The following is a 20,095-nucleotide window of genomic DNA, read 5'->3' on the forward strand; positions in this document are numbered from 1 at the left end:
TCAGTATGGGGTTGTGCGCTGTAAAATCATAAAAGCCCCATTTTTATACATTAAACGGGGCTTTTAGTTATCTTCAAAAAATGATTATTCTTCGTCGATAGTGTGCGAGTAACCTTCAGCGTCTAATAAGTTGTCTAGCTCAGACTCGTCAGATGCTTTAATACGGAATAACCAACCGTCGCCGTAAGCGTCGTTGTTTACTGTTTCAGGTGAATCTTCAAGCTCTTCGTTAATTGCAACAATTTCGCCACTGATAGGTGCGTAAATGTCTGATGCTGCTTTAACCGACTCTGCCACTGCACAGTCTTCGCCAGCGTCTACTTCGTCGCCAACTTCTGGTAATTCAACAAATACCATGTCGCCAAGAAGCTCTTGTGCATGCTCAGAAATACCAACAGTAAATGTACCGTCGCCTTCACTGCGAACCCACTCGTGTGAAGGTGCGTATTTTAACTCGCTAGGAATGTTGCTCATTTTATTTGTCCTTTGGTTTATATTGGGTGGATACCAATCACAATAATTATTGTGATTGGTATAACCAAATTATTTAAATTATTGATTTACCGTTACGTACAAAGCTAGGCTTTACTACTTTAACGTTTACTAATTTTTTACGCATTTCTACTTGAGCTGTATCGCCTGTTGAACGTGGTACACGTGCAAGGGCGACACTAAAACCAAGTGTTGGTGAAAAAGTACCTGATGTAATAATACCTATCCCACCGTCAACAATTACTTTAGAACCGCTACGCAAAACGCCTTTTTCTTCAAACACTAAGCCAACTAGTTTGTCAGTGCTTTTTTCTGCGCGTTGCTTAACAAGTACGTCACGACCAATAAAGTCGCGATCTTCTGGTTCCCATGCAATGGTCCATGCCATGTTAGCTGCAAGTGGTGATACGCTTTCGTCCATATCTAGGCCGTAAAGGTTCATACCTGCTTCTAAACGTAGCGTGTCGCGTGCACCTAAACCAGCAGGCTTAACACCTGCGTCTAGCAGTTGTTGCCATAAATCGGCTGCTTGGTCGTTCGGTACTACTATTTCGTAACCGTCTTCGCCAGTATAACCCGTTGTGGCAATAAATAAATCACCTACTTGAACACCAAAAAACGGTTTCATGCCTTCAACCGCGGCTTGTTGCTCAGCATTTAAAAGAGTGGCTGTTTTTGCTTTAGCGTTAGGGCCTTGTACTGCAATCATTGCAAACTCTGGGCGCTCTGTAACGGTTACATCAAAGTCGCTCGATACGTTAGCTAAATGCGCTAGGTCTTTTTCGCGTGTTGCTGAGTTAACAACTAGGCGGTAAAACGTTTCGCTAAAGAAATAAATAATTAAGTCGTCTATTACACCGCCTTGCTCGTTAAGCATGCCTGTGTAAAGCGCTTTGCCTGGTACGGTTAATTTTGCAACGTCGTTAGCTACTAGCTTACGTAAAAATGCTTGTGCTTGAGGCCCTTCAATATCAACAATTGTCATGTGTGATACGTCAAACATGCCTGCGTCGGTACGCACGCTATTGTGTTCTTCTATTTGTGAGCCGTAGTTGATTGGCATTTCCCAGCCATGAAAATCAACCATTTTTGCGCCCGCTTCTAGGTGCTTAGCATGTAGTACAGTTTTAGAAGTCATAACATTCCTTCACGTTTAAATTAACCCTGTTTAGGGCGTGGCTTAAATAGACTTTAATTGCTTAATCGCAATTAAAAACAGGCAAACATTATTATGTTTACCTGTTATTTGTATTCGTTATGCGGCTTCACTATGCATAAGTGCAAAACCTTGCGCTTGCATGTAGCTTTGCCATTTTTGTAATTCTTGTTGTTTAGCTACTAATACAAAGTGTTGTTCGTCGTTTTTATCAATGGCGGTAATAAATACATCACCACTTTGCGCACCGTAGCATAGTTGCGCATTTGATAAGCGCAAACCTGGTGTTAATTTAAAAGCATTAACTAGAGTATCAAACGCATTGTCGCCACTTAAAATAAAGCTTGCTAGGTCGGTGCGTACTACATAATCAATATCAAAACGTAGTTGTTGCTCGTTTATAAGTGCTTGTAGTTGAAGGCTTGCGTTGTGTGGCAGTACGAATCTAAAGGCGGTTTCGCTAAAGTAATAAACAGCAAAGCTGTAGTCAGAATTATAGTCGCCATCAAGCGTGCCTTTTAAGCCTAAACCGCTGGCGGTAAGCATTGTTAAATCAAGGCCTAAAATGGCACTTAAAAATACACTGGTTTCGGTGCCGCTAAAATCCATTACAACGTGATTGTTGTTAGTTTGCAAAGCGTTAGTAACCGCACTACTTGCGTTGCTGTGGCGGGCAAACATTATTGGGTTAAAAGTCATAACAAATACCTGTGTATTTTCGATTATAAAAGTATATTGCCCACGCCTACCAACAACAAATTGTAATTTTTTATCAATTGATAAATAATACTTATATATATAGCTATATAAATTGTAATTTTAAATATGAAAAACATATCAACCGATGCTTTACGTACGTTTGTAATGGTAGTTGAAATAGGTGGTTTTGCTAAAGCTGGCGATTTACTTGGCCTATCGCAACCAGCTGTTAGTTTGCAAATAAAGCGCCTAGAAGACGTGCTTGGCTATAAACTATTTAAAAAACAAGGACAGCGCCAAGTATTAAACCAGTACGGCGAGCTATTATTGCCTATGGCAAAACAAATGATGCAACACAACGATGCTATTTTGCAGCAGTTCACATCAGAAAATATCGCGGGTAAAGTGCGCTTGGGTATTCCGAGCGAATTTGCAGCGCGCATTTTACCTTCTATTATTGGCGACTTTGTGGCGCTCTACCCTGAGGTATCGTTAGAGGTTAAATCGCGTTTAAGTAAACATTTACTTTCGGCCTCAAGGCAAGATCAGTTCGATTTAGTACTTGCGCTCAATGAGCGACTCAACTCTGATAAGTTTCCTATTTTTATGCAAGACGAGTTAGTGTGGGTGGGCGACCTGTCACTTGCGCAAAACGACGTGGTTACGCTAGTTACTGCCCCAGAGGGGTGTATTTATCGTCGCCGTGCAATTGATGCATTAAAAAATGCGGGCATAAAATACCGTATTGTCTATAGCAACGCAGATTTAACCGGCCTTATTGCTGCATTAAAAGAAGGCTTAGGCATTACCGTACTTGCTAAAAGCACAGTACCGAGTGAGCTTAACTATCAAGTTCAAACCAAACATTTACCGGCTCTTGGCAATATTGGTATTAGTTTAATTAAAAGTTCGGGTGAATCTGATCATGCCGTAGATAAGCTCGCGGAGTTTATAGCGCTACGTTTAGGTTATAGCTAATCAAAACTTTATAATTAGTTTATGAGTTGTGAAGTAATACAAAAGAAACAATTTAGTTAACTAAGTTGCATAAGTAGGTGTTTTTAGTTCTATTAAACTGAATAATTAAATAGTTAATAACATTGATTCGTATTCGTTAACGTGTTCAAATTACGCCAATTAAGATAATTGACATGATTAGGAACACAATGAACCCTAAGTTTTTAGTATCTACTTTGGCAACTGCGGTTGCTTTGTCTTTTAGTGCTACTGCAATAGCAAAAGACACCAGCGATAAAGAACAACGCTTTGAACAAATTACCGTTATTGGCTCTCAGCAAGCAATCAACGATATTCCTGGTTCGGCTACGTTTATTTCTGATGAAGAACTTCAAAAATTCAAATTTACTGATATTTCTCGCGTTTTAGCGTCTGTTCCGGGCGTTTACGTACAAGAAGAAGACGGCTACGGCCTTCGTCCTAATATTGGTATGCGCGGCACAGGTACTGGCCGTAACGATAAAATATCAGTAATGGAAGACGGTGTATTAGTTGCACCAGCACCATACTCTGCACCTTCTGCTTACTACTTCCCTACTATGGGTCGTATGGAGTCTATTGAAGTATTAAAAGGCGCGGCATCAGTTAAGTATGGCCCGCGTACTACGGGTGGTGTTTTAAACTTACTTTCGCGCAGCTTACCTACTGAGCCAAATAGCTCAAAAGGTATGGTAGATGCAGCCCTTGGTGGTGATGGTTACTACAAAGGTCACGCTTACTTTGGTAAAGAAAAAAACAACACAGCAGGCTTAATTGAAGTATTTACTTACGGCGCAGATGGTTTTAAAGAGCTGCCAGTAGGCAATGACAACACCGGCTTTGAAAAAACAGATTTACTATTAAAGTTTGGCCATACGTTTGGTCAAAACGATGCGCATAATTTAGAGCTAAAAATTAAGTACTCTGACGAAACATCAGACGAAACATATATGGGCTTAACAGACGAAGACTACCAAAAAAGCCCTTACCGTCGTTATGCTGCATCGCAAAACGATGAAATGAATACTCGCCACAACGCATACCAACTTAACTACGCGTACCGTTTTGGTGATGGCTATGAGTTTTTAGCTACGGCTTACTTAAACGATTTTCATCGTAACTGGTATAAAGCCAGCAAAGTAAGCGAAAGCTACCTTGAACAATACAGTGAATTTGAAGCAAACCCTACAAGCGAAGGTATTGAAGGTATTGGTATTAAAGCTAATAACCGCGATTACCAAGCTAAAGGTATTCAGTCTGAATTACATATTCCTGCAGGCGATCACTATGTGACTGTTGGCGTACGTTACCACGAAGACGAAATGGATCGTTTTCAGTGGGAAGACAAATACACACTTAATCAAGACCTAAGCTTAACGCTTACAGAGCAAGGCGTTCCGGGCTCTGACAGCAACCGTGTAGATAGCGCAGAAGCAAGTACATTGTTTATTCAAGACGAGTGGACAATTGATGCATTAGTAGTAAGTGCAGGTCTTCGTTATGAAGATATTACGATTACGCGTGAAGAGTGGTCTAAATCAGATCCAACACGCAGCAACGGTTTAACTAAAGATGTGTCGAACGACACTGAAATTTTAGTGCCGTCACTAGGTGCTACTTACACGCTTAACGAAAACGTAACGCTACTTGCGGGCATTCAAAAAGGTTATGCACCAGCAGCACCTGGTAATGCTGACCAAGAAGAAGAAGAAAGTGTAAACATTGAGTTTGGCTCTCGCTTTAATATGGATGGCTTTAGCGGTGAAGTAATTGCGTTTTACTCTGACTACAGCAACATGCACGGTAACTGTACTGCAGCGGTTGGTTGTAGCGACGACAACATTGGCGACCAATACAACTACGGTGAAGTAGAAGTAGCGGGCTTTGAATTTAGTGCAGCACGTACGTTTGCAACTGATACAGCTATGTTCCCAGTTAAATTAACGTATACCTACACAGACTCTGAGTTTAAAAACGATTTTGATTCAGAAATTTGGGGCACGGTAGAAAAAGGCGATGCAATGCCTTACGTACCAGAAAACCAAGTAGCGTTATCGTTAGGTGCTGAGTTTTCTGCGTTTGTAGTTAACAGCCAAATACGTTACGTATCTGATGCGCATGCTAACTTAACGCAGTCGGGCTTAAACGCAATTGATAGCCGCGTAGTATGGGATTTAGCTGCTAAATACTTAATCGATGAAAATCAAAAAGTATACCTAAGCGTTGATAACTTGTTTGATAAAACATACGTTGCTAACCGTTCAAACGGTGGCATTCAACCAGGTAAGCCACGTACTGTACAGATGGGCTACACTTACTCATTCTAAATTGAAAGCTGGTTAAACGGTTCACTAACAGCGTTAATAATTTTTTATGTAAGAACACTACACATCTAAATTATTGCCTTGTTATTAAACCGTTTACCAAAGCTTACATAGTTAAAGCGTAAGTTACAGATACAAAAAAGCCGAGATTGAATTTCAATCTCGGCTTTTTAATACATAAAACTTATCGTTTTATATATTAGTTATTTGCGTTACGTTGGCGCAATACTTCAAACAAACAAATACCCGTGGCTACCGATACGTTTAAGCTTGAAACAGTACCCGCCATTGGGATTTTAACGAGCATATCGCAATGCTCACGCGTTAAGCGTCGCATGCCCTCGCCTTCTGCGCCCATAACAATCGCCATTGGCCCCGTTAAGCTTGCATCAAATACGTGGTTATCAGTTTCGCCAGCAGTGCCTACAACCCATACGCCTGCATCTTTAATTTCGCGAAGCGTACGTGCAAGGTTAGTCACTTGAATAAGCGGTACTGTTTCGGCTGCGCCACAAGCTACTTTGCGTGCTGTGCCGTTAAGTTTTGCAGAGCGATCTTTAGGTACAATTATAGCGTGAACACCTGCAGCGTCTGCACTACGTAGGCATGCGCCTAAGTTATGCGGATCGGTAATACCATCAAGTACAAGTAAAAACGGTGTGTCTTCACGAGCGATTATTGCATCAAGATCTTTTTCGTTAAACGTTGGCGCTGCTTTTACGTTGGCAATAATACCTTGATGCTGCTCACCCTTTGATTTGCTATCAAGGGCTTTACGCTGCATAAACTGTACTGAAATACCAAACTTACGTGCTTCATCAATAATCGGAGTTGAGCGTTTGTCGTCACGACCTTTAAGGGCGTAAATTTCTACAAAGCGCTCTGGCTCGCTTTCTAAAATTGCTTCAACAGAGTGAAAGCCAAAAATTAATTCATTACTCACGTATTATCTGCTCCTGGGCTAGTACTTTTACGGGCATTTTTGCCAGCTCTTTTAGGCTTTTTAACTGCCTTCTTCTTCGGCTTTTTCTTTACGGCAGTGTCTGCTGCTTTTTTATCTGCGGGTTTAGTTGCAGACTTGCCTTTATCTTTATTTGCTGGCTTTTTTTTACCTTTTGGTTTGTCATCACTGTGCGACTTTTTACCCGGTACTTTGCCTGCTTTTAATTGCGAACGCACACTTGCTGGCGCATGCTCAGATTTACCTGAACCTTTTTTTGGCGCACGACGACGTGAGTATCTGTCTTGTGCAACATCGCCTTTAAGCGTTAAGTTGATACGGCGATCGTCTAAACTAACCGACGCAACTTTTACTGTTACTTTATCGCCAAGGCGATAAACTTTGTGAGAGTGCTCACCTATTAGGGTGTGTTTTGCTGCATCATGCGCAAAAAACTCGTCGCCTAAATTAGTAACGTGAACAAGCCCATCAATTTGTAAATCGTCTAAACGAATAAACAAACCAAAGTTAGTGACCGATGAAATAACACCGTTAAATTCAGTGCCTACATGATCTTGCATAAACTCACATTTAAGCCAATCGGCTACTTCGCGAGTTGCATCGTCAGCGCGGCGCTCTGTGGTAGAACACTGCTCACCTAGTTGATCAACTTCGTCGTCGGTATAAGCGTATTCGCCAGACGTTTGCTGACCTTGTGCTTTTATAACTGCTTTAATAGCACGATGTACTACTAAATCTGGGTAACGACGTATTGGCGATGTAAAGTGCGCGTAAGCCGATAACGCTAAACCAAAGTGACCAATGTTATCTGGCTGATATACAGCTTGTTTCATTGAACGCAGTAGCATAGTTTGAATAAGTTCGGCTTCTGGGCGGTCACCTAGTCGCGCTAATACTTGAGTTATTTCTTTTGGCGTTGGCTCGTCGCTTAATGTGCTTTGAATACCTAACTCGCCTAAAAACTTAGTAAAGTTACCTAGCTTTTCGCTGTCTGGTTCGTCATGCACACGATAAAGAGCGCTTGCTTCGTGCTTTTCAAGAATTTTAGCCGCCGATACGTTGGCTAAAATCATACATTCTTCAATTAGTTTGTGCGCATCGTTACGAATAACAGGCACTATTGATTCTATTTTACGCTGAGCGTTAAATACAAAACGTGTTTCTAGGGTTTCAAACTCAATGGCACCACGGTCTTGGCGTGCTGCTTTAAGTGCCATATACATTTGCTGTAAGTCAGTTAAATGTGGCACTACGGCTGAGTATTCTTCGCGTAGTTTTTCGTCGTTTTGTAAAATGGCATTTACTTTGGTGTAAGTTAAACGTGCATGCGAGTTCATTATCGCTTCGTAAAACTTATAGCCCGAAAGTTTACCCGAGCTCGATACGGTCATTTCGGCAACCATACATAAGCGATCTACTTTTGGATTAAGCGAACATAATCCGTTAGAAAGCACTTTTGGTAGCATCGGAATTACTTGCTCAGGGAAATACACTGAGTTACCACGCAAAATTGCTTCTTTGTTAAGCGGCGTGTTCATTCCTACGTAATGCGATACATCGGCAATGGCAACCCATAAGCGCCAGCCACCCGATTTTTTAGGTTCACAGTATACGGCGTCATCAAAGTCGCGAGCGTCTTCGCCATCAATAGTTACAAGTGGTAAGTCACGTAAATCTACGCGGCCTTGTTTGTCAGCGTCTTCAACAAACTCACCTAGGTGAGCAACTTGTGCTTCAACTTCTTCTGGCCATACATGTGGAATATCGTGATTGCGCAGTGCGACTTCGATTTCCATACCTGGGGCTAAATGCTCACCAAGTACATCAATAATTTTACCTACCGCGTTCATGTTACGGCTTGGATTTTGAGTGATTTTAACCTGCACCATTTGGTTATGGCGGGCACCGTTTTCGTTGCCTGGTAAAATCATTATATCTTGCGTTATGCGCGGGTCTTCAGCTACCACAACGGCAACACCATGCTCAACAAAGTAACGGCCAACAATTGGCGCGCGCTCGTTAGTAAGCACTTTTATAATACGTGCATCGCATTTTGAGCCAGAGCCACGTTTAGTGCCTTTAGCTAGTACAATGTCGCCATGTAACACCATATTCATTTGGTGCTTAGCAATAAACCAATCTTTACTCTCGCCTTCAACTTCTAAAAAGCCAAAACCGTCTCTGTGGCCTATTACTTTGCCTTTGGTTAAACCGGCTTCGTCAATTAGGGCATAGCATTTAAATTTATTAAAATACAGCTGTCCGTCACGCTCCATAGCGCGAAGGCGGCGTTTAAATGCTATTTGGCGTTCGTCATCGTTTACTGCTAGTTCTTCACATAATTGCGCGTAGTTAGCAGGTTTTGAACGCTCTTGAAGGTGAGTAAGTATAAACTCACGACTAGGGACTGGGTTTTCGTACTTTTCTTGTTCTCGACTGAGATTTGGATCTTGGTTTGACATTCACTATCTTGTTAGTTGGTTATGTAGGTATTTTAACCCATATAGTTATAATGAGACAGGTAAAAGCGATTAAACTTTTAAGAAAGCACTTTTACCTTGCTGTTTATCTTGCTGTATAGTTTAAAAATCTAGCGCAATGGGGCTTAACGACCCCTTAACTGCAAAGTATTTTCATCTAGTAGCAATACTAAGACTTATACTATTTTTTTTGTAGGTTTTTCCAGAGCAGTTTGCTTATATTATCAATAAAGCTTGGGTCTTCTTCTTTCATCGTAAGTAAAATCTGCTTATTCATTTGTGTTTTATTTTGAGCGTAAATCCAACGATTTTTATTAAATTGCTGGGCAAACTCAAGTGCACCCGCTTGTAGTTCATCGTTATTTGCAAACACAGCTTCAACTACTTTGTTCTCTAGCAACTGCTGTGCACCAACACGCTCTCCTGACATAGCTAAACGATTAAAGAATGTTTGCGAAATTGCTTTATTAATTATAGGAAACATCGACGGTACAAACGGCACCATTACGTCCACTTCAGGAAAACAAAAGAAGCCTTTATCTGACTTCATAAATCTAAAATCGCACGCACACGCAAGCACCGAACCATTGCCATAGGTATGCCCGTTTAACGCAGCAATAATAGGCATAGGAAAAGTAACTATGCGCTTAAACAAGTCACTTATTTGAATCATAAAGTCAGAAATTGCAGCAGGTAAAATACTTGGATTGGACATCCATTGAAGGTCGATGCCCAATGACCAGTTTTTGTCACTCGCAGACGTTAAAATAACTGACTTAATGTTTTGATCTGCTTCAATATGGTCAAGATGTAAATTAAACTCAGCCAAAAATGCTGGGTTGTGACGGTTTTCAGCGGTATTCATAGTGAGTATTGCAGTACTATTTTTAGTTATTAGTTCTATTAAATTTGCCATTAAACCCTCTTTTAACGCTTTTTAAGCTAATTTTAAGCTAATTTTAAGCTAATTTTAAGCGCTGTTCGTTACTTTTATAAGTAATACTTTGCTTATAATTTATAAACCCACTATTTAAAGCCATCCTTTTTGTTTAGCTATACGTGCAGCATCTATACGGTTAGTGGCGTTTAACTTAGCAATAGCGTCTGATAAATAATTACGTGTAGTACCTTCGCTTATAAATAACTGCTTGGCTATGTCGCTTGTTTTAAGGCCGTCGCTTGCAAGTTTAAGCGCTTTTCGCTCTTTATCGGTAAGCGGGTCGGAGTCGTCTAGTGCATTAATAGCAAGCTCTGGGTCAATTACTTTTTGCCCCTGCATTACTTTTTTAAGCGCATTTATTAGCTCTTCACTGGGTGCTTCTTTTAAAATAAAACCTTTAACACCTGCCGTAAGCGCTCGCCTAATATAACCCGCACGAGAAAATGTGGTCATAATAACCATTTTTATAGCGGGGAACTTAGCGGCTATTTTTTCACTCAGCTCTATACCATTCATGGTTGGCATTTCTATATCGGTTAAAATTATATCGGGATGTAAATCACTATCAAGCGCCTCAATTGCATTAAGTGCATCTTGCCCATTACTTGCTTGCCCAATAATCTCAATATTAAAATCGAGTCCTAACAATGCTGCTACTGCGTCGCGCACAAGCGCTTGATCTTCCACTAAATACACTCTGATCATTGTAAATCCTTAGCTGAAATTGGTAGCATTACATTTAAAGTAAAAATATCGCCACAGGTAAATGTTGCACTGCCATTGAGTTGCTCTGCTCGCTCTTTAATACCATTTAGGCCATTGCCCGAATTTAATGTGGAGCACGGTGCACGATCAATAACGGTGATGAGTAGTTGCAGCGCTGTTTGTTCTATATTTATTTCGCAATTTTTTGTGCTGCTATGGCGTAGCAAGTTGGTAACGGCTTCTTTAATTATAAGGCCGGCGATGCCCTCTACTTTAGCGGGTAGAGTATTTAAAACCACATTAAATGAAACGTTAAAGTCTTGTTCTATTAATCTTTGTTTTAACTGTGCTACTTGGCTAACAAGGTTAAGCTGTTTTAAATCACTAACGGCGCTTCTTACATCACTAAGTAACTGCCTTGCCAGATCGGCCACTTGTGCAATTTCGTTATTTGCTTGAGCGTAACGCTCACCTTGGTTTAATTTATTTGCAAGCTCAGCTTTTAAAGCAATTGATGACAGTGAATGGCCTAAAATATCATGCAAGTCGCGGGCTATCCGTTCACGCTCAGCAATTGCTGCTAATTGCTCTAATTGGTTAGCGCTTTCTTGCTCACGTTTTTTGTACAGGCTCTCTCTTTTAGCTGCAATACCGTAACTAAATAAGGCTGCACATAAAATCAAAGCAACGGCTAAAAAGTATTGAACCTTCCCTATATCACCAATATATGCGCTTAATAAAACCGTAGATATAATTGCGAGTGCAGCATAAATTCTTTGATGGTAACTGTATGCATAGCCTGCTACGTAGGCTGCAAAGCCAAATAAAGTAGGAGTACCTGTGGTGTAAAAAGTGGCGCAAAAACAAATTAATAGCATGGCTACAAACAACTTGGTCACCCCTGCACTTTTGCAGTTTATTGCTTTTACATATAAAAGAATAAAAGCAACATAAAAGGCTAAAGACATCGTTATTTGGTTAGCAGTAAAGCTCGCAAAATTAATTATTAGTGGGAGTAAATAAAAGCCTGTAAAAATTAAATGCCCATATTTCCAAAAACCTTTATCACTTTGTTGAGAAAAGGAGTTAAGCGAGCTCATACTAATACCTCAGGCATATTATTTTTACTTATAGGACTATTTTTATTAATAAATATAAATAACATAAAAATGCATGCCAGCATAAAGCAATCTGCGTACGTAATCGTAAAACTTAACGCCTCTAGCACTTCATTAATAGTTAAGCTGATTAAAATTAAAGAATTCATAATTATCCCCTGTTGAGTAAGGTAACTATGCCAGCGTATAAAAATAATAAGAGTGTGAAGTGTCATCAACTTTTATGACATTTGTCATGCGATAAAAAAATTCATCTTAAGAATTTTTAAGCAATGTTAATATGTTCAAAAAGTACAACAAGGAAATTAAATGCAATCTCAGCAGCAAAGTTTAATTTATTTGCACATAGCGGTATTACTTTTTGGCGGAACCGCTCTATTTGCCAAGCTTATTGGTTTAAATGCTTTAGATATTACCGTTTACAGAACTGCAATTGCAGGAATGGCTATTTTAGCCATGCTGTATTTTCAAAAAAAACAAATTAAACTCAACAAACCTAAAGACTACCTTATTGCGTTATTTTTAGGTGTTGCGGTGGGTATTCACTGGGTTACCTATTTTGCTGGTATGCAAATGGCCGGTATAACTATTGGAATGCTGGCATTTTTTAGCTATCCCGTAATGACGGTGTTTTTAGAGCCCTTATTTAATAAAAGCAGGCCAAAAGCAAAAGATATAATAAGTGCGGCGGTGGTTGTTTTAGGGATTTACCTGTTAGTACCAAGTGCAAACTTGGGCGACGATGTGACCCTAGGTGTAATAACAGGTGTGATATCGGCATTGTTTTTTTCAATCAGAAACATTACCCATAAGCGCTACTTTAGCCAATATGGTGGCCCGCAAACTATGTTTTATCAAACCTTAGTGGCAAGCATTATGCTGTGCGCATTTATAGAAGTGCCGGTATATGAGGTTAGTAATCACGACCTAATTTTAATTGCCATAGCGGGTGTTATTTTTACGGCTACACCGCACTCGTTATTTGCAGCAAGTTTAAAGCATTTATCAGCGGCAACTGCGGGGTTAATTTCTTGCTTACAACCACTTTATGGCACCATACTGGCTATAGTAATTATTCATGAACGTCCTACTGTTATGACGTTAGTTGGTGGAGCACTTATTGTTAGTGCCGCTTGTTTTGAAACGTGGTCAATCACTAAAAAGGCTCGACAATGAAAGTATTTGCACACCGTGGTGCCAGTGGGGATTTTCCTGAAAACACCAAAAGCGCTATTTTAGAAGCGTTAAAAGTAGGTGTTGATGGTATTGAAGTAGATATTCAAAGTTCCATCGATGATTACATGTTAATACACGACTCATGGCTCGATAGAACCACCAGCGGTAAAGGTAGGGTGAGTAACTTTACTGCACATGAACTTTCTAAACTTGATGCTGGAAATGGTGAACAAATTCCTACTCTTCAGCAGTTGTTTGATTGGAATAATAATAAATATTTATTAAATATTGAGCTTAAACATACATTTGAACTAGAAAGGTTTGTGGCTCAACTAGAACAAAACATTGAAGCTAACAAAATATCGAAAGCAAATATTTTAGTATCATCGTTTGATCATCATCAACTACAGTGGCTTAAAAGCAAGCTACCATGGCTTAAAATAGGCGCCCTTACTTCTTCTATTCCAATTAACTATGCAAAGTTTGCAAGTGATTTAAACGCTTATAGCGTACATGCAGATAAAACCTTTATAAATAAGGCTTTTGCCGATGATGCAAAAAAAAGAGGCTTAAAGATTTATGCTTATACGGTCGATAGAGAACAAGATATAGCGCTAATGCTTGAGTATGGCATAGACGGAATTTTTACAAATTACCCAGCGCGAACCAAAGCTTACTTGTTATCGTTACAAAAAAGCTAACTAACACCTCCCTAACTAAAATAAGAATCGTAGGGCTTAAGCATAATGAGTAGTTTTATGAAAATTTATAACTATATAGAGCAAACATTCTTTTTTACGTTAACGCGTAAAATAGTCGGTAATTTAAGTTTTGTATTATTGTTCCAAGCAATTACGTTATTTTGGCTGCATCAGAGCTTAAGCGAACAACAGCAAAGTACAGGGCTATTTTGGCTTCTTACGCTTGTTATTATATCTGGTTTTATTTTTACTCTTTTTTATATGCGTTTTTTAATTGTTCGCCCTGTTACCGCTATGCGCGATACTTTGATAAAAATAAACCAACAAGATGCAAATTTAGCAGCAAAACTTCCTCACTTTTCGTATGACGAATTTAAAGATTTAAGTACACAATATAATATATTTACTGCCCATTTAAGTGAGTTACTCAGCACAACTTATAACAGTGCTCAAGCTAGTGCACACAGTAATACACAAGTCACCCAATCAATGCAAAATACTGAGCAATCAAGTGAGCAACAAATACAATTAAGCCAAAGTATTATTAATGCCAGTATGCAAATAACCCAAAGCTTACAAAACATTGTGAATAATACAGATAACGTGCATAACGTTAATAATGAACACCTTAACTTTGTAAAACTCTCTGCATCAGAGCTCGCTGCTTTAGTGGAGCAGGTTAAACTTATTACTAATATGCTGGGTAGCTTTTCAAATACAATTGCGGGACTGAAAGAAAACAGTGAAAACATTCGTAGTATTTTAAAAATGGTTGAAGAGTTTTCTGATCAAACTAATTTGTTAGCCCTTAACGCCGCAATAGAAGCAGCTAGAGCGGGTGAAGCTGGCAGAGGGTTTGCCGTAGTTGCAGACGAAGTACGCACACTTTCAATAAAGGTAAGTGGCGCAACTAGGCAAATAAGCGACTTTATAAATCAGATGAATGATTTGGTAAACGAGACAAATAAAGAGTCAGAGCAATTAATGACTCACTCCAATAATGCACAAAGCTCAATTAGTGCAACCTCCGAGGGTTTTACAAAAATGCTTAGTGAGTTTGAGCACAACCAACAGCAACTACAACAAATAGCCAGTGCTGTACATATGCTTGAGGGCACTCAAACTAATACTCACCAATCGGTAGAGCAAATAGTAGCTTTAGGTGAGCAAGCTAAACAGCAAATAGATACGGCATTAGCCGATAGCGAGCAATCTCAACAGTTAAGCTTACAGACCCAACAACAGTTAAAGCGCTTCGTGCGCTAAGAAGCGTTTTCGGGCTCAGAGAAATATGGTAAATTACGCAGCTATTAATTTAAGTGTGTGAAGTGTGTGAGCAACCCTACCCCAGACTATGAAAAATTAGCCCTACAAATAAAAACCTGGGGGCAAGAGCTTGGTTTTAGCGAAGTAGGTATTACTGATATTGACCTATCTAAGCACGAAGCCCAATTGCAACGCTGGCTTGATGCTGGCTACCACGGCTCGATGGATTATATGGCTGCTCACGGCATGAAACGCGCTCGCCCTGCTGAATTAGTACCTGGTACACAGCGTGTTATATCCGTAAAAATGAATTATCTCCCTCCCGATGCTGGCTTTGCAAAAACCTTAAAAAATAAAGAAAAAGCATACATAAGTCGTTATGCACTGGGTCGTGATTACCATAAATTAATGCGTAATCGTTTAAAAAAACTTGGCCAAAAAATAGAGCAAGAAATTGGCGAATATGGCTTTAGGCCCTTTGTAGATTCAGCCCCGGTACTTGAGCGTCAACTTGCCGAAAAAGCCGGTTTAGGGTGGCGTGGTAAGCATTCGTTATTAATTAATCAAGAAGCAGGATCGTGGTTTTTTTTAGGCGAGCTATTTATTGATTTACCTCTACCAATAGATGCAGAGAACACGTTTGAAGGCTGCGGAAAATGTGTTGCTTGTATTACTCTTTGCCCAACAGGTGCAATTGTAGAGCCCTACGTTGTTGATGCACGTAAATGCATATCGTACTTAACGATAGAACACCAAGGACCCATACCCGAACAATACCGAACTTTATTAGGCAACCGCATTTATGGCTGCGATGATTGCCAGTTGGTATGCCCTTGGAATCGTTATGGACAAATAACGGATGAAAATGATTTTCATCCTCGTACTCAATTAAAAAATAAAGATTTACTTGAGCTATTTGCTTGGGATGAGCCTACATTTTTAAAAAATACCGAAGGCAGCCCTATTCGCCGCATAGGTCACGAACGTTGGTTACGTAATATAGCGGTCGGTTTAGGTAATGCAGAGTTTAGCCCGGCTATTATTCATGCCCTACAAGATAAAAGCCAAATATGCAGCGAGCTTGTTTTAGAACATATTGAATGGGCGCTTGCTCAACAAAACGATAAACAACGATTACAAATTCGTAAAACGGCTAGGTTAATCAGAATCGTAGAAAAAGGCTTACCCAGAGATGCATAATGCAGTTGGAGTAAGCCTTAAAGTAACATTGTTTAATTAAGTATATTTAGCTCTTTAAAAGCAATGACAGGTCTTGCTCAATTTCAGCAAAAGCTGCTTTTACCTGTTTAACAGACTCCTCTCTAGCCACTGAGTTTTGGATAGTTTCATCTACTTTTTTATAAATAAACACCTCCTGATCTTCATCTAATCCCATTGATGGGATACGTTCTTCGAGCTCTTCTTGTAACTGTTTAAACACTTTTTCGTTGTTTTGACGGTTGTCATTCAATAAGCTAATTAAGCCATGAAACTTACTGTGAACTGTACTTGCTACGGCATTAAGTTTTGCTTGTTGTGATTCAAGCATTTTCTTAGTCATGATGGCGCGTAGTTGCTGCTCGGTAACACTGACAATAAAACATACGTGGTCGCGTATACGCCCGTGCTTATCTGGATCGTGATCAGGCATATTTAAAATAAGTAAGCTAATCAATTCATAGTTAACTAAAATTCGATGCGAAAATTCATGTAAACGCCCTTTGTTTTTAAGCATTTCAAATAGCTCCACCACAATAGGTGAACACACGCCACTTAATGCAAAGTGACTAATTTCATCGTTCTCTCTAAACTCAATATTACTTTGCAAATCAAAAGATTGTAGGCAATCTATAAGCGCTTTACCTAGCTCTTGAGGGTCGTTAATAAAACCTATGTTTTCAACGTAGTTAACTATCTGCCCCATTTCACTGCTGTTAGCCATGGCATTAAATGCAGTTGATGTAGCATCTTCAACTTGCTTTTCAAGGCTTTGTTTTTCAACAAGTACTTGGTTTAAATTTTTAAGCTTTGACTTAAGTTCATCATGGCCAAAGGGTTTTACAATATAGTCTTCTGCACCAACCGAGTAGCCTTCCATGCGTTCTTCAACTGTGCCACGAGCAGACACAAACATAACAATAATGTGTGCTGTATTTGGGTTTGCTTTAAGTGCCTTACATACTTCATAGCCGTTCATTTGCGGCATACTTACGTCGAGCAATATAACCTGAGGCATATAGCCTTCAACCATGTTTAAACACTCAGGACCACTCGTTGCTACTTGTAATTCAAAATCAAGCTCCTCTAAAATTTCCTCAATAATTTCAAGGTTAAAGGGTTCGTCATCAACGGCAAGTATTTTAGTTAAGGCCATAATTTATCATCCATTCAAATTCTCAAAAAAGTTACTTGGTATGCTAACTAGCAATTAATTACTGTGTTGTATTAATTGATCTTCAGCCAAATGATCATCTAGATTTATTTCTAATGGCACCTGTATAGATATAGTTGCACCACCATTTTCGTTGTTACGTGCAGTGATCTCACCTTGATGTAAAGACACAAACTCTCTACACAATGCAAGGCCCAATCCGGTACCACCGGCACCGCTATTTGTTTTGCTGCTTTGTACAAACTTAGTAAAAATATGTTCTAGCTCATCTTCTGGTATACCGACCCCATTATCGGTAACCTCTATAGTAGCAAGCTTATTATCTGACTCTAAATTTACCCGTATTTTACTTTTGGGTTCGCTAAATTTAAGTGCATTACCTAATACGTTTCGAAGTAACTGATTTATTTGCTCTTCATCACATTGCGCAATTACAGGTAATGGCTGCGCGGTAAATACAACCTCAATTTCTTTTTCCATTGCCGTACCAGATACATCATCAATACTTGTTTTTATAATGTTCGCTAAATTATATGGACGAGGATTAAATGGAAACTTACCCACATCTAGCTTAGATAGATCGAGTAAATTATTTAGTAACGACAGTAAACGCTCACCACTACTCTCTATTCGCGATAGGTATTTAATGAGTTTTTCTTTTGCAAAATCTCCAGTTTCTAGCTTGCTTAAACCAAAACGTGAAAAGCTTAAAATAGAGTGCATAGGTGTTCGAAGTTCATGCGACATGTTTGCTAAAAACTCTGATTTACTTAAGTTTGCAGCCTCAGCGACGTTTTTAGCGTGCTCGAGTTGTGAGGTACGCGCTCTTACTTGCTCTTCAAGGAGATCTTTTGCTTCAAGTAGTAAATCTTCTTTTTGCTTAAGGTGGGTTACATTTTTAAATATTACGGCAAGTGCTATTTCGCCATGGTGATCTATTTCATTAAAAGATCCCACTAACGGTATATAGCCCCCTGCAGTTTTAGATAAACGTAAGTCGCAGCTAAATTGGCGATTACTATTTAATGTCGAAATTTTATTTTTAATACCTAACGTAGAATCATCATCTAAAAAGCTAAATACTGATTTACCTTCTAGTTCGTTAAACGGTAAGTTAAATAGTTTTAAACAAGCATCATTAGCTTCTATCACTCTACCGCACTTCTCAAACAACATAATTGCATCAGGCGTATGCTTATAAATAACCTGAAGTAGGCTGTCTTTTTCAATCAGGGCATCAACCGTATCTTGTAGCCTTTCGACAAGTTCTGCGTTATGGCGTTTTAATAACTCTGTTTGCCACAGTTTATGTATTGATTGTAATAATGAGCTGTCGTTCAATGGCTTAATAAGTACGTCTTCTACACCTTGACGAATAGCTTCAATCATTGAAACTTGATCGGGACGTGAGGTAAATAATAAGCAACGGCAATGTGGTTGCATTATTTTTAAGTTTGAAAAAATTTCTAAACCGGTTCCGTCATCTAAAACAAAATCACTTATTAGTATATCGATTTGCTTTTCTTTCGTAATTTCTAAAGCTTCTGCAGAGGTGGTTGCTGTATGGGTCTCGATATGAGCACCAATCAAGCTATTTTTCATTTTTTCGAGGCGTTCAGGAACATGATCGACGAGTAAAATAGTAGGTAACTGCAAAATATGATTAGAGCCTAATTCTAGTAGGCTCTCTAAAAGAGAAGTAATTTCTTTATTAGAAAAAAACGGGTAGATCACGGTTGCGTCAGGCGCAACATGATTTAGCTCACTAAACGCAGTTAGTTGCTCACCACTTTGTGCTTTTGGAGCAAGCAGCATAAAACGCTCTTGCGCTACTTGGCTAACAAGCGGTTTTATAGAATCAACAGGCACACCATGGGCAACAACAACTAAGTCGTAGTCGCCTATATTGGTATACATGTCTAGCATGCTGAAATGAATTAATTCGACTTCACATCCTATTAATTCTAAAAGCACTTTCACACGCATTGCGATGACACTGCTACTATCAACAATTAATATTTTTCGAATCATCAAGCTACACTTCAAATTAATAAACTTAATATGTTAATAGCGTAGACTATTTTTATTTAATTGGCATAAACCCTTCGTCTTATTTTGTAAAAAAATATTACAACATTATGAAAAATAATTTATTCCAGATGTTTTCCAAAAATAGTAAGGCTATACGCCTTATCATCCATTATGGCAACGCTTGGCAACTCACCCCATATTGCAAAATCAAAATGCTTAAACAATTTAACACTCGGTAAGTTATGACTAAAAATAAAGCCGAGTAATACTTTAATATTTAATTGCTTAGCTTGTGTTTGAGCAAATATCATTAGCTTTTTACCAAGCCCTTTACCTTGCGCTTTACTGGTAATGTAAATGCTCATTTCTACTGTGCCGTCGTAAGCTGGGCGCCCATAAAACGATTTATAACTTACCCAAGCAAGTACTTGGTTATTTTCGCAGTAAACGTAAATAGGCCTTTTATCGTTGTGGCTATTAAACCAGTCACGCTTTTCGTCAACGCTCACTTCTTGCGTATCTGCAGTTACCATTCGCCCTGCAATAGTTTCGTTGTAAATGGCTACAATTTCATTAAGATCATTAATAGTTGCTAAACGGATTGTCATAGGTCATTAGAGGGTTGATCAATTTGTTCCATATTAGCGTATGATTATCC

17 protein-coding genes are annotated in these 20,095 nt (G+C 39.2%); 6 read left to right on the forward strand and 11 right to left on the reverse strand.

Annotated elements, in window-relative coordinates; genetic code table 11:
• Window positions 1-84: 84 nt before the first annotated feature.
• From gcvH to GQR38_RS04775, 3 genes are all read right to left on the reverse strand, one after another.
• On the reverse strand, window positions 85-474 hold the full coding sequence (gene gcvH, locus GQR38_RS04765) for a glycine cleavage system protein GcvH (RefSeq protein WP_024590231.1): 390 nt from the start codon (window positions 472-474) through the stop codon (window positions 85-87).
• 73 nt (window positions 475-547) lie between these two features.
• On the reverse strand, window positions 548-1,630 hold the full coding sequence (gene gcvT, locus GQR38_RS04770; RefSeq protein ID WP_121955113.1) for a glycine cleavage system aminomethyltransferase GcvT: 1,083 nt from the start codon (window positions 1,628-1,630) through the stop codon (window positions 548-550).
• Between the two features lie 117 nt (window positions 1,631-1,747).
• A complete protein-coding gene (locus tag GQR38_RS04775; RefSeq protein ID WP_165721120.1) occupies window positions 1,748-2,347 on the reverse strand; it encodes a hypothetical protein in 600 nt (199 codons plus the stop codon).
• Window positions 2,348-2,473: 126 nt separating this feature from the next.
• Between GQR38_RS04775 and GQR38_RS04780 the strand changes: the two genes are divergently transcribed.
• Together GQR38_RS04780 and GQR38_RS04785 are read left to right on the forward strand one after the other, a co-directional pair.
• A complete protein-coding gene (locus GQR38_RS04780; RefSeq protein ID WP_024599314.1) occupies window positions 2,474-3,325 on the forward strand; it encodes a LysR family transcriptional regulator in 852 nt (283 codons plus the stop codon).
• A gap of 188 nt (window positions 3,326-3,513) precedes the next feature.
• The gene (locus GQR38_RS04785) at window positions 3,514-5,670 is read left to right on the forward strand and encodes a TonB-dependent receptor (RefSeq protein ID WP_165721121.1); all 2,157 of its coding nucleotides are present in this window, start codon (window positions 3,514-3,516) and stop codon (window positions 5,668-5,670) included.
• A 196-nt stretch (window positions 5,671-5,866) separates the two neighbouring features.
• On the opposite strand, the gene rlmB is transcribed toward GQR38_RS04785, so the two are convergent.
• From rlmB to GQR38_RS04810, 5 genes are all read right to left on the reverse strand, one after another.
• The gene (gene rlmB / locus GQR38_RS04790) at window positions 5,867-6,610 is read right to left on the reverse strand and encodes a 23S rRNA (guanosine(2251)-2'-O)-methyltransferase RlmB (RefSeq protein WP_007378377.1); all 744 of its coding nucleotides are present in this window, start codon (window positions 6,608-6,610) and stop codon (window positions 5,867-5,869) included.
• Entirely contained in the window at window positions 6,607-9,090 is a 2,484-nt protein-coding gene (rnr, locus tag GQR38_RS04795; protein ID WP_165721122.1) for a ribonuclease R, read from the reverse strand. The genes rlmB and rnr overlap by 4 nt, the downstream gene beginning before the upstream one ends.
• 199 nt (window positions 9,091-9,289) lie before the next feature.
• Window positions 9,290-10,024, reverse strand: coding sequence for an enoyl-CoA hydratase/isomerase family protein (locus GQR38_RS04800; RefSeq protein WP_165721123.1), 735 nt, complete (start codon window positions 10,022-10,024; stop codon window positions 9,290-9,292).
• A 114-nt stretch (window positions 10,025-10,138) separates the two neighbouring features.
• Window positions 10,139-10,753: a response regulator transcription factor gene (locus GQR38_RS04805; RefSeq protein WP_165721124.1), complete on the reverse strand. Its 615-nt coding sequence runs from the start codon at window positions 10,751-10,753 to the stop codon at window positions 10,139-10,141.
• Window positions 10,750-11,853 carry a sensor histidine kinase gene (locus tag GQR38_RS04810; RefSeq protein WP_165721125.1) on the reverse strand — a complete coding sequence of 368 codons (1,104 nt, stop codon included), beginning with the start codon at window positions 11,851-11,853 and terminating at the stop codon, window positions 10,750-10,752. Before GQR38_RS04810 ends, GQR38_RS04805 begins: the two co-directional genes overlap by 4 nt.
• A gap of 327 nt (window positions 11,854-12,180) precedes the next feature.
• Here GQR38_RS04810 and GQR38_RS04815 point away from each other — a divergent pair, with 327 nt between their 5' ends.
• The 4 genes from GQR38_RS04815 to queG all read left to right on the forward strand — a co-directional run bounded on the left by GQR38_RS04815 (window position 12,181) and on the right by queG (window position 16,214).
• Window positions 12,181-13,047 carry a DMT family transporter gene (locus tag GQR38_RS04815; RefSeq protein WP_007579930.1) on the forward strand — a complete coding sequence of 289 codons (867 nt, stop codon included), beginning with the start codon at window positions 12,181-12,183 and terminating at the stop codon, window positions 13,045-13,047.
• Complete coding sequence (locus GQR38_RS04820) at window positions 13,044-13,748, forward strand: glycerophosphodiester phosphodiesterase family protein (protein ID WP_165721126.1); 705 nt, start codon at window positions 13,044-13,046, stop codon at window positions 13,746-13,748. Before GQR38_RS04815 ends, GQR38_RS04820 begins: the two co-directional genes overlap by 4 nt.
• A gap of 45 nt (window positions 13,749-13,793) precedes the next feature.
• Window positions 13,794-15,014: a methyl-accepting chemotaxis protein gene (locus GQR38_RS04825; RefSeq protein WP_165721127.1), complete on the forward strand. Its 1,221-nt coding sequence runs from the start codon at window positions 13,794-13,796 to the stop codon at window positions 15,012-15,014.
• A 66-nt stretch (window positions 15,015-15,080) separates the two neighbouring features.
• Window positions 15,081-16,214, forward strand: a complete 1,134-nt coding sequence (gene queG / locus GQR38_RS04830; protein ID WP_007579922.1) for a tRNA epoxyqueuosine(34) reductase QueG — start codon at window positions 15,081-15,083, stop codon at window positions 16,212-16,214.
• Window positions 16,215-16,260: 46 nt separating this feature from the next.
• On the opposite strand, the gene GQR38_RS04835 is transcribed toward queG, so the two are convergent.
• From GQR38_RS04835 to GQR38_RS04845, 3 genes are all read right to left on the reverse strand, one after another.
• Window positions 16,261-17,388, reverse strand: coding sequence for a response regulator (locus tag GQR38_RS04835; RefSeq protein WP_165721128.1), 1,128 nt, complete (start codon window positions 17,386-17,388; stop codon window positions 16,261-16,263).
• A 54-nt stretch (window positions 17,389-17,442) separates the two neighbouring features.
• On the reverse strand, window positions 17,443-19,437 hold the full coding sequence (locus GQR38_RS04840) for an ATP-binding protein (protein WP_024609134.1): 1,995 nt from the start codon (window positions 19,435-19,437) through the stop codon (window positions 17,443-17,445).
• A gap of 119 nt (window positions 19,438-19,556) precedes the next feature.
• Window positions 19,557-20,045, reverse strand: coding sequence for a GNAT family N-acetyltransferase (locus tag GQR38_RS04845; protein WP_007579917.1), 489 nt, complete (start codon window positions 20,043-20,045; stop codon window positions 19,557-19,559).
• Between the last annotated feature and the right edge of the window lie 50 nt (window positions 20,046-20,095).

The organism is Pseudoalteromonas sp. c7(2019), from assembly GCF_011378625.1.
In the GTDB taxonomy this organism is placed as follows: domain Bacteria; phylum Pseudomonadota; class Gammaproteobacteria; order Enterobacterales; family Alteromonadaceae; genus Pseudoalteromonas; species Pseudoalteromonas arctica.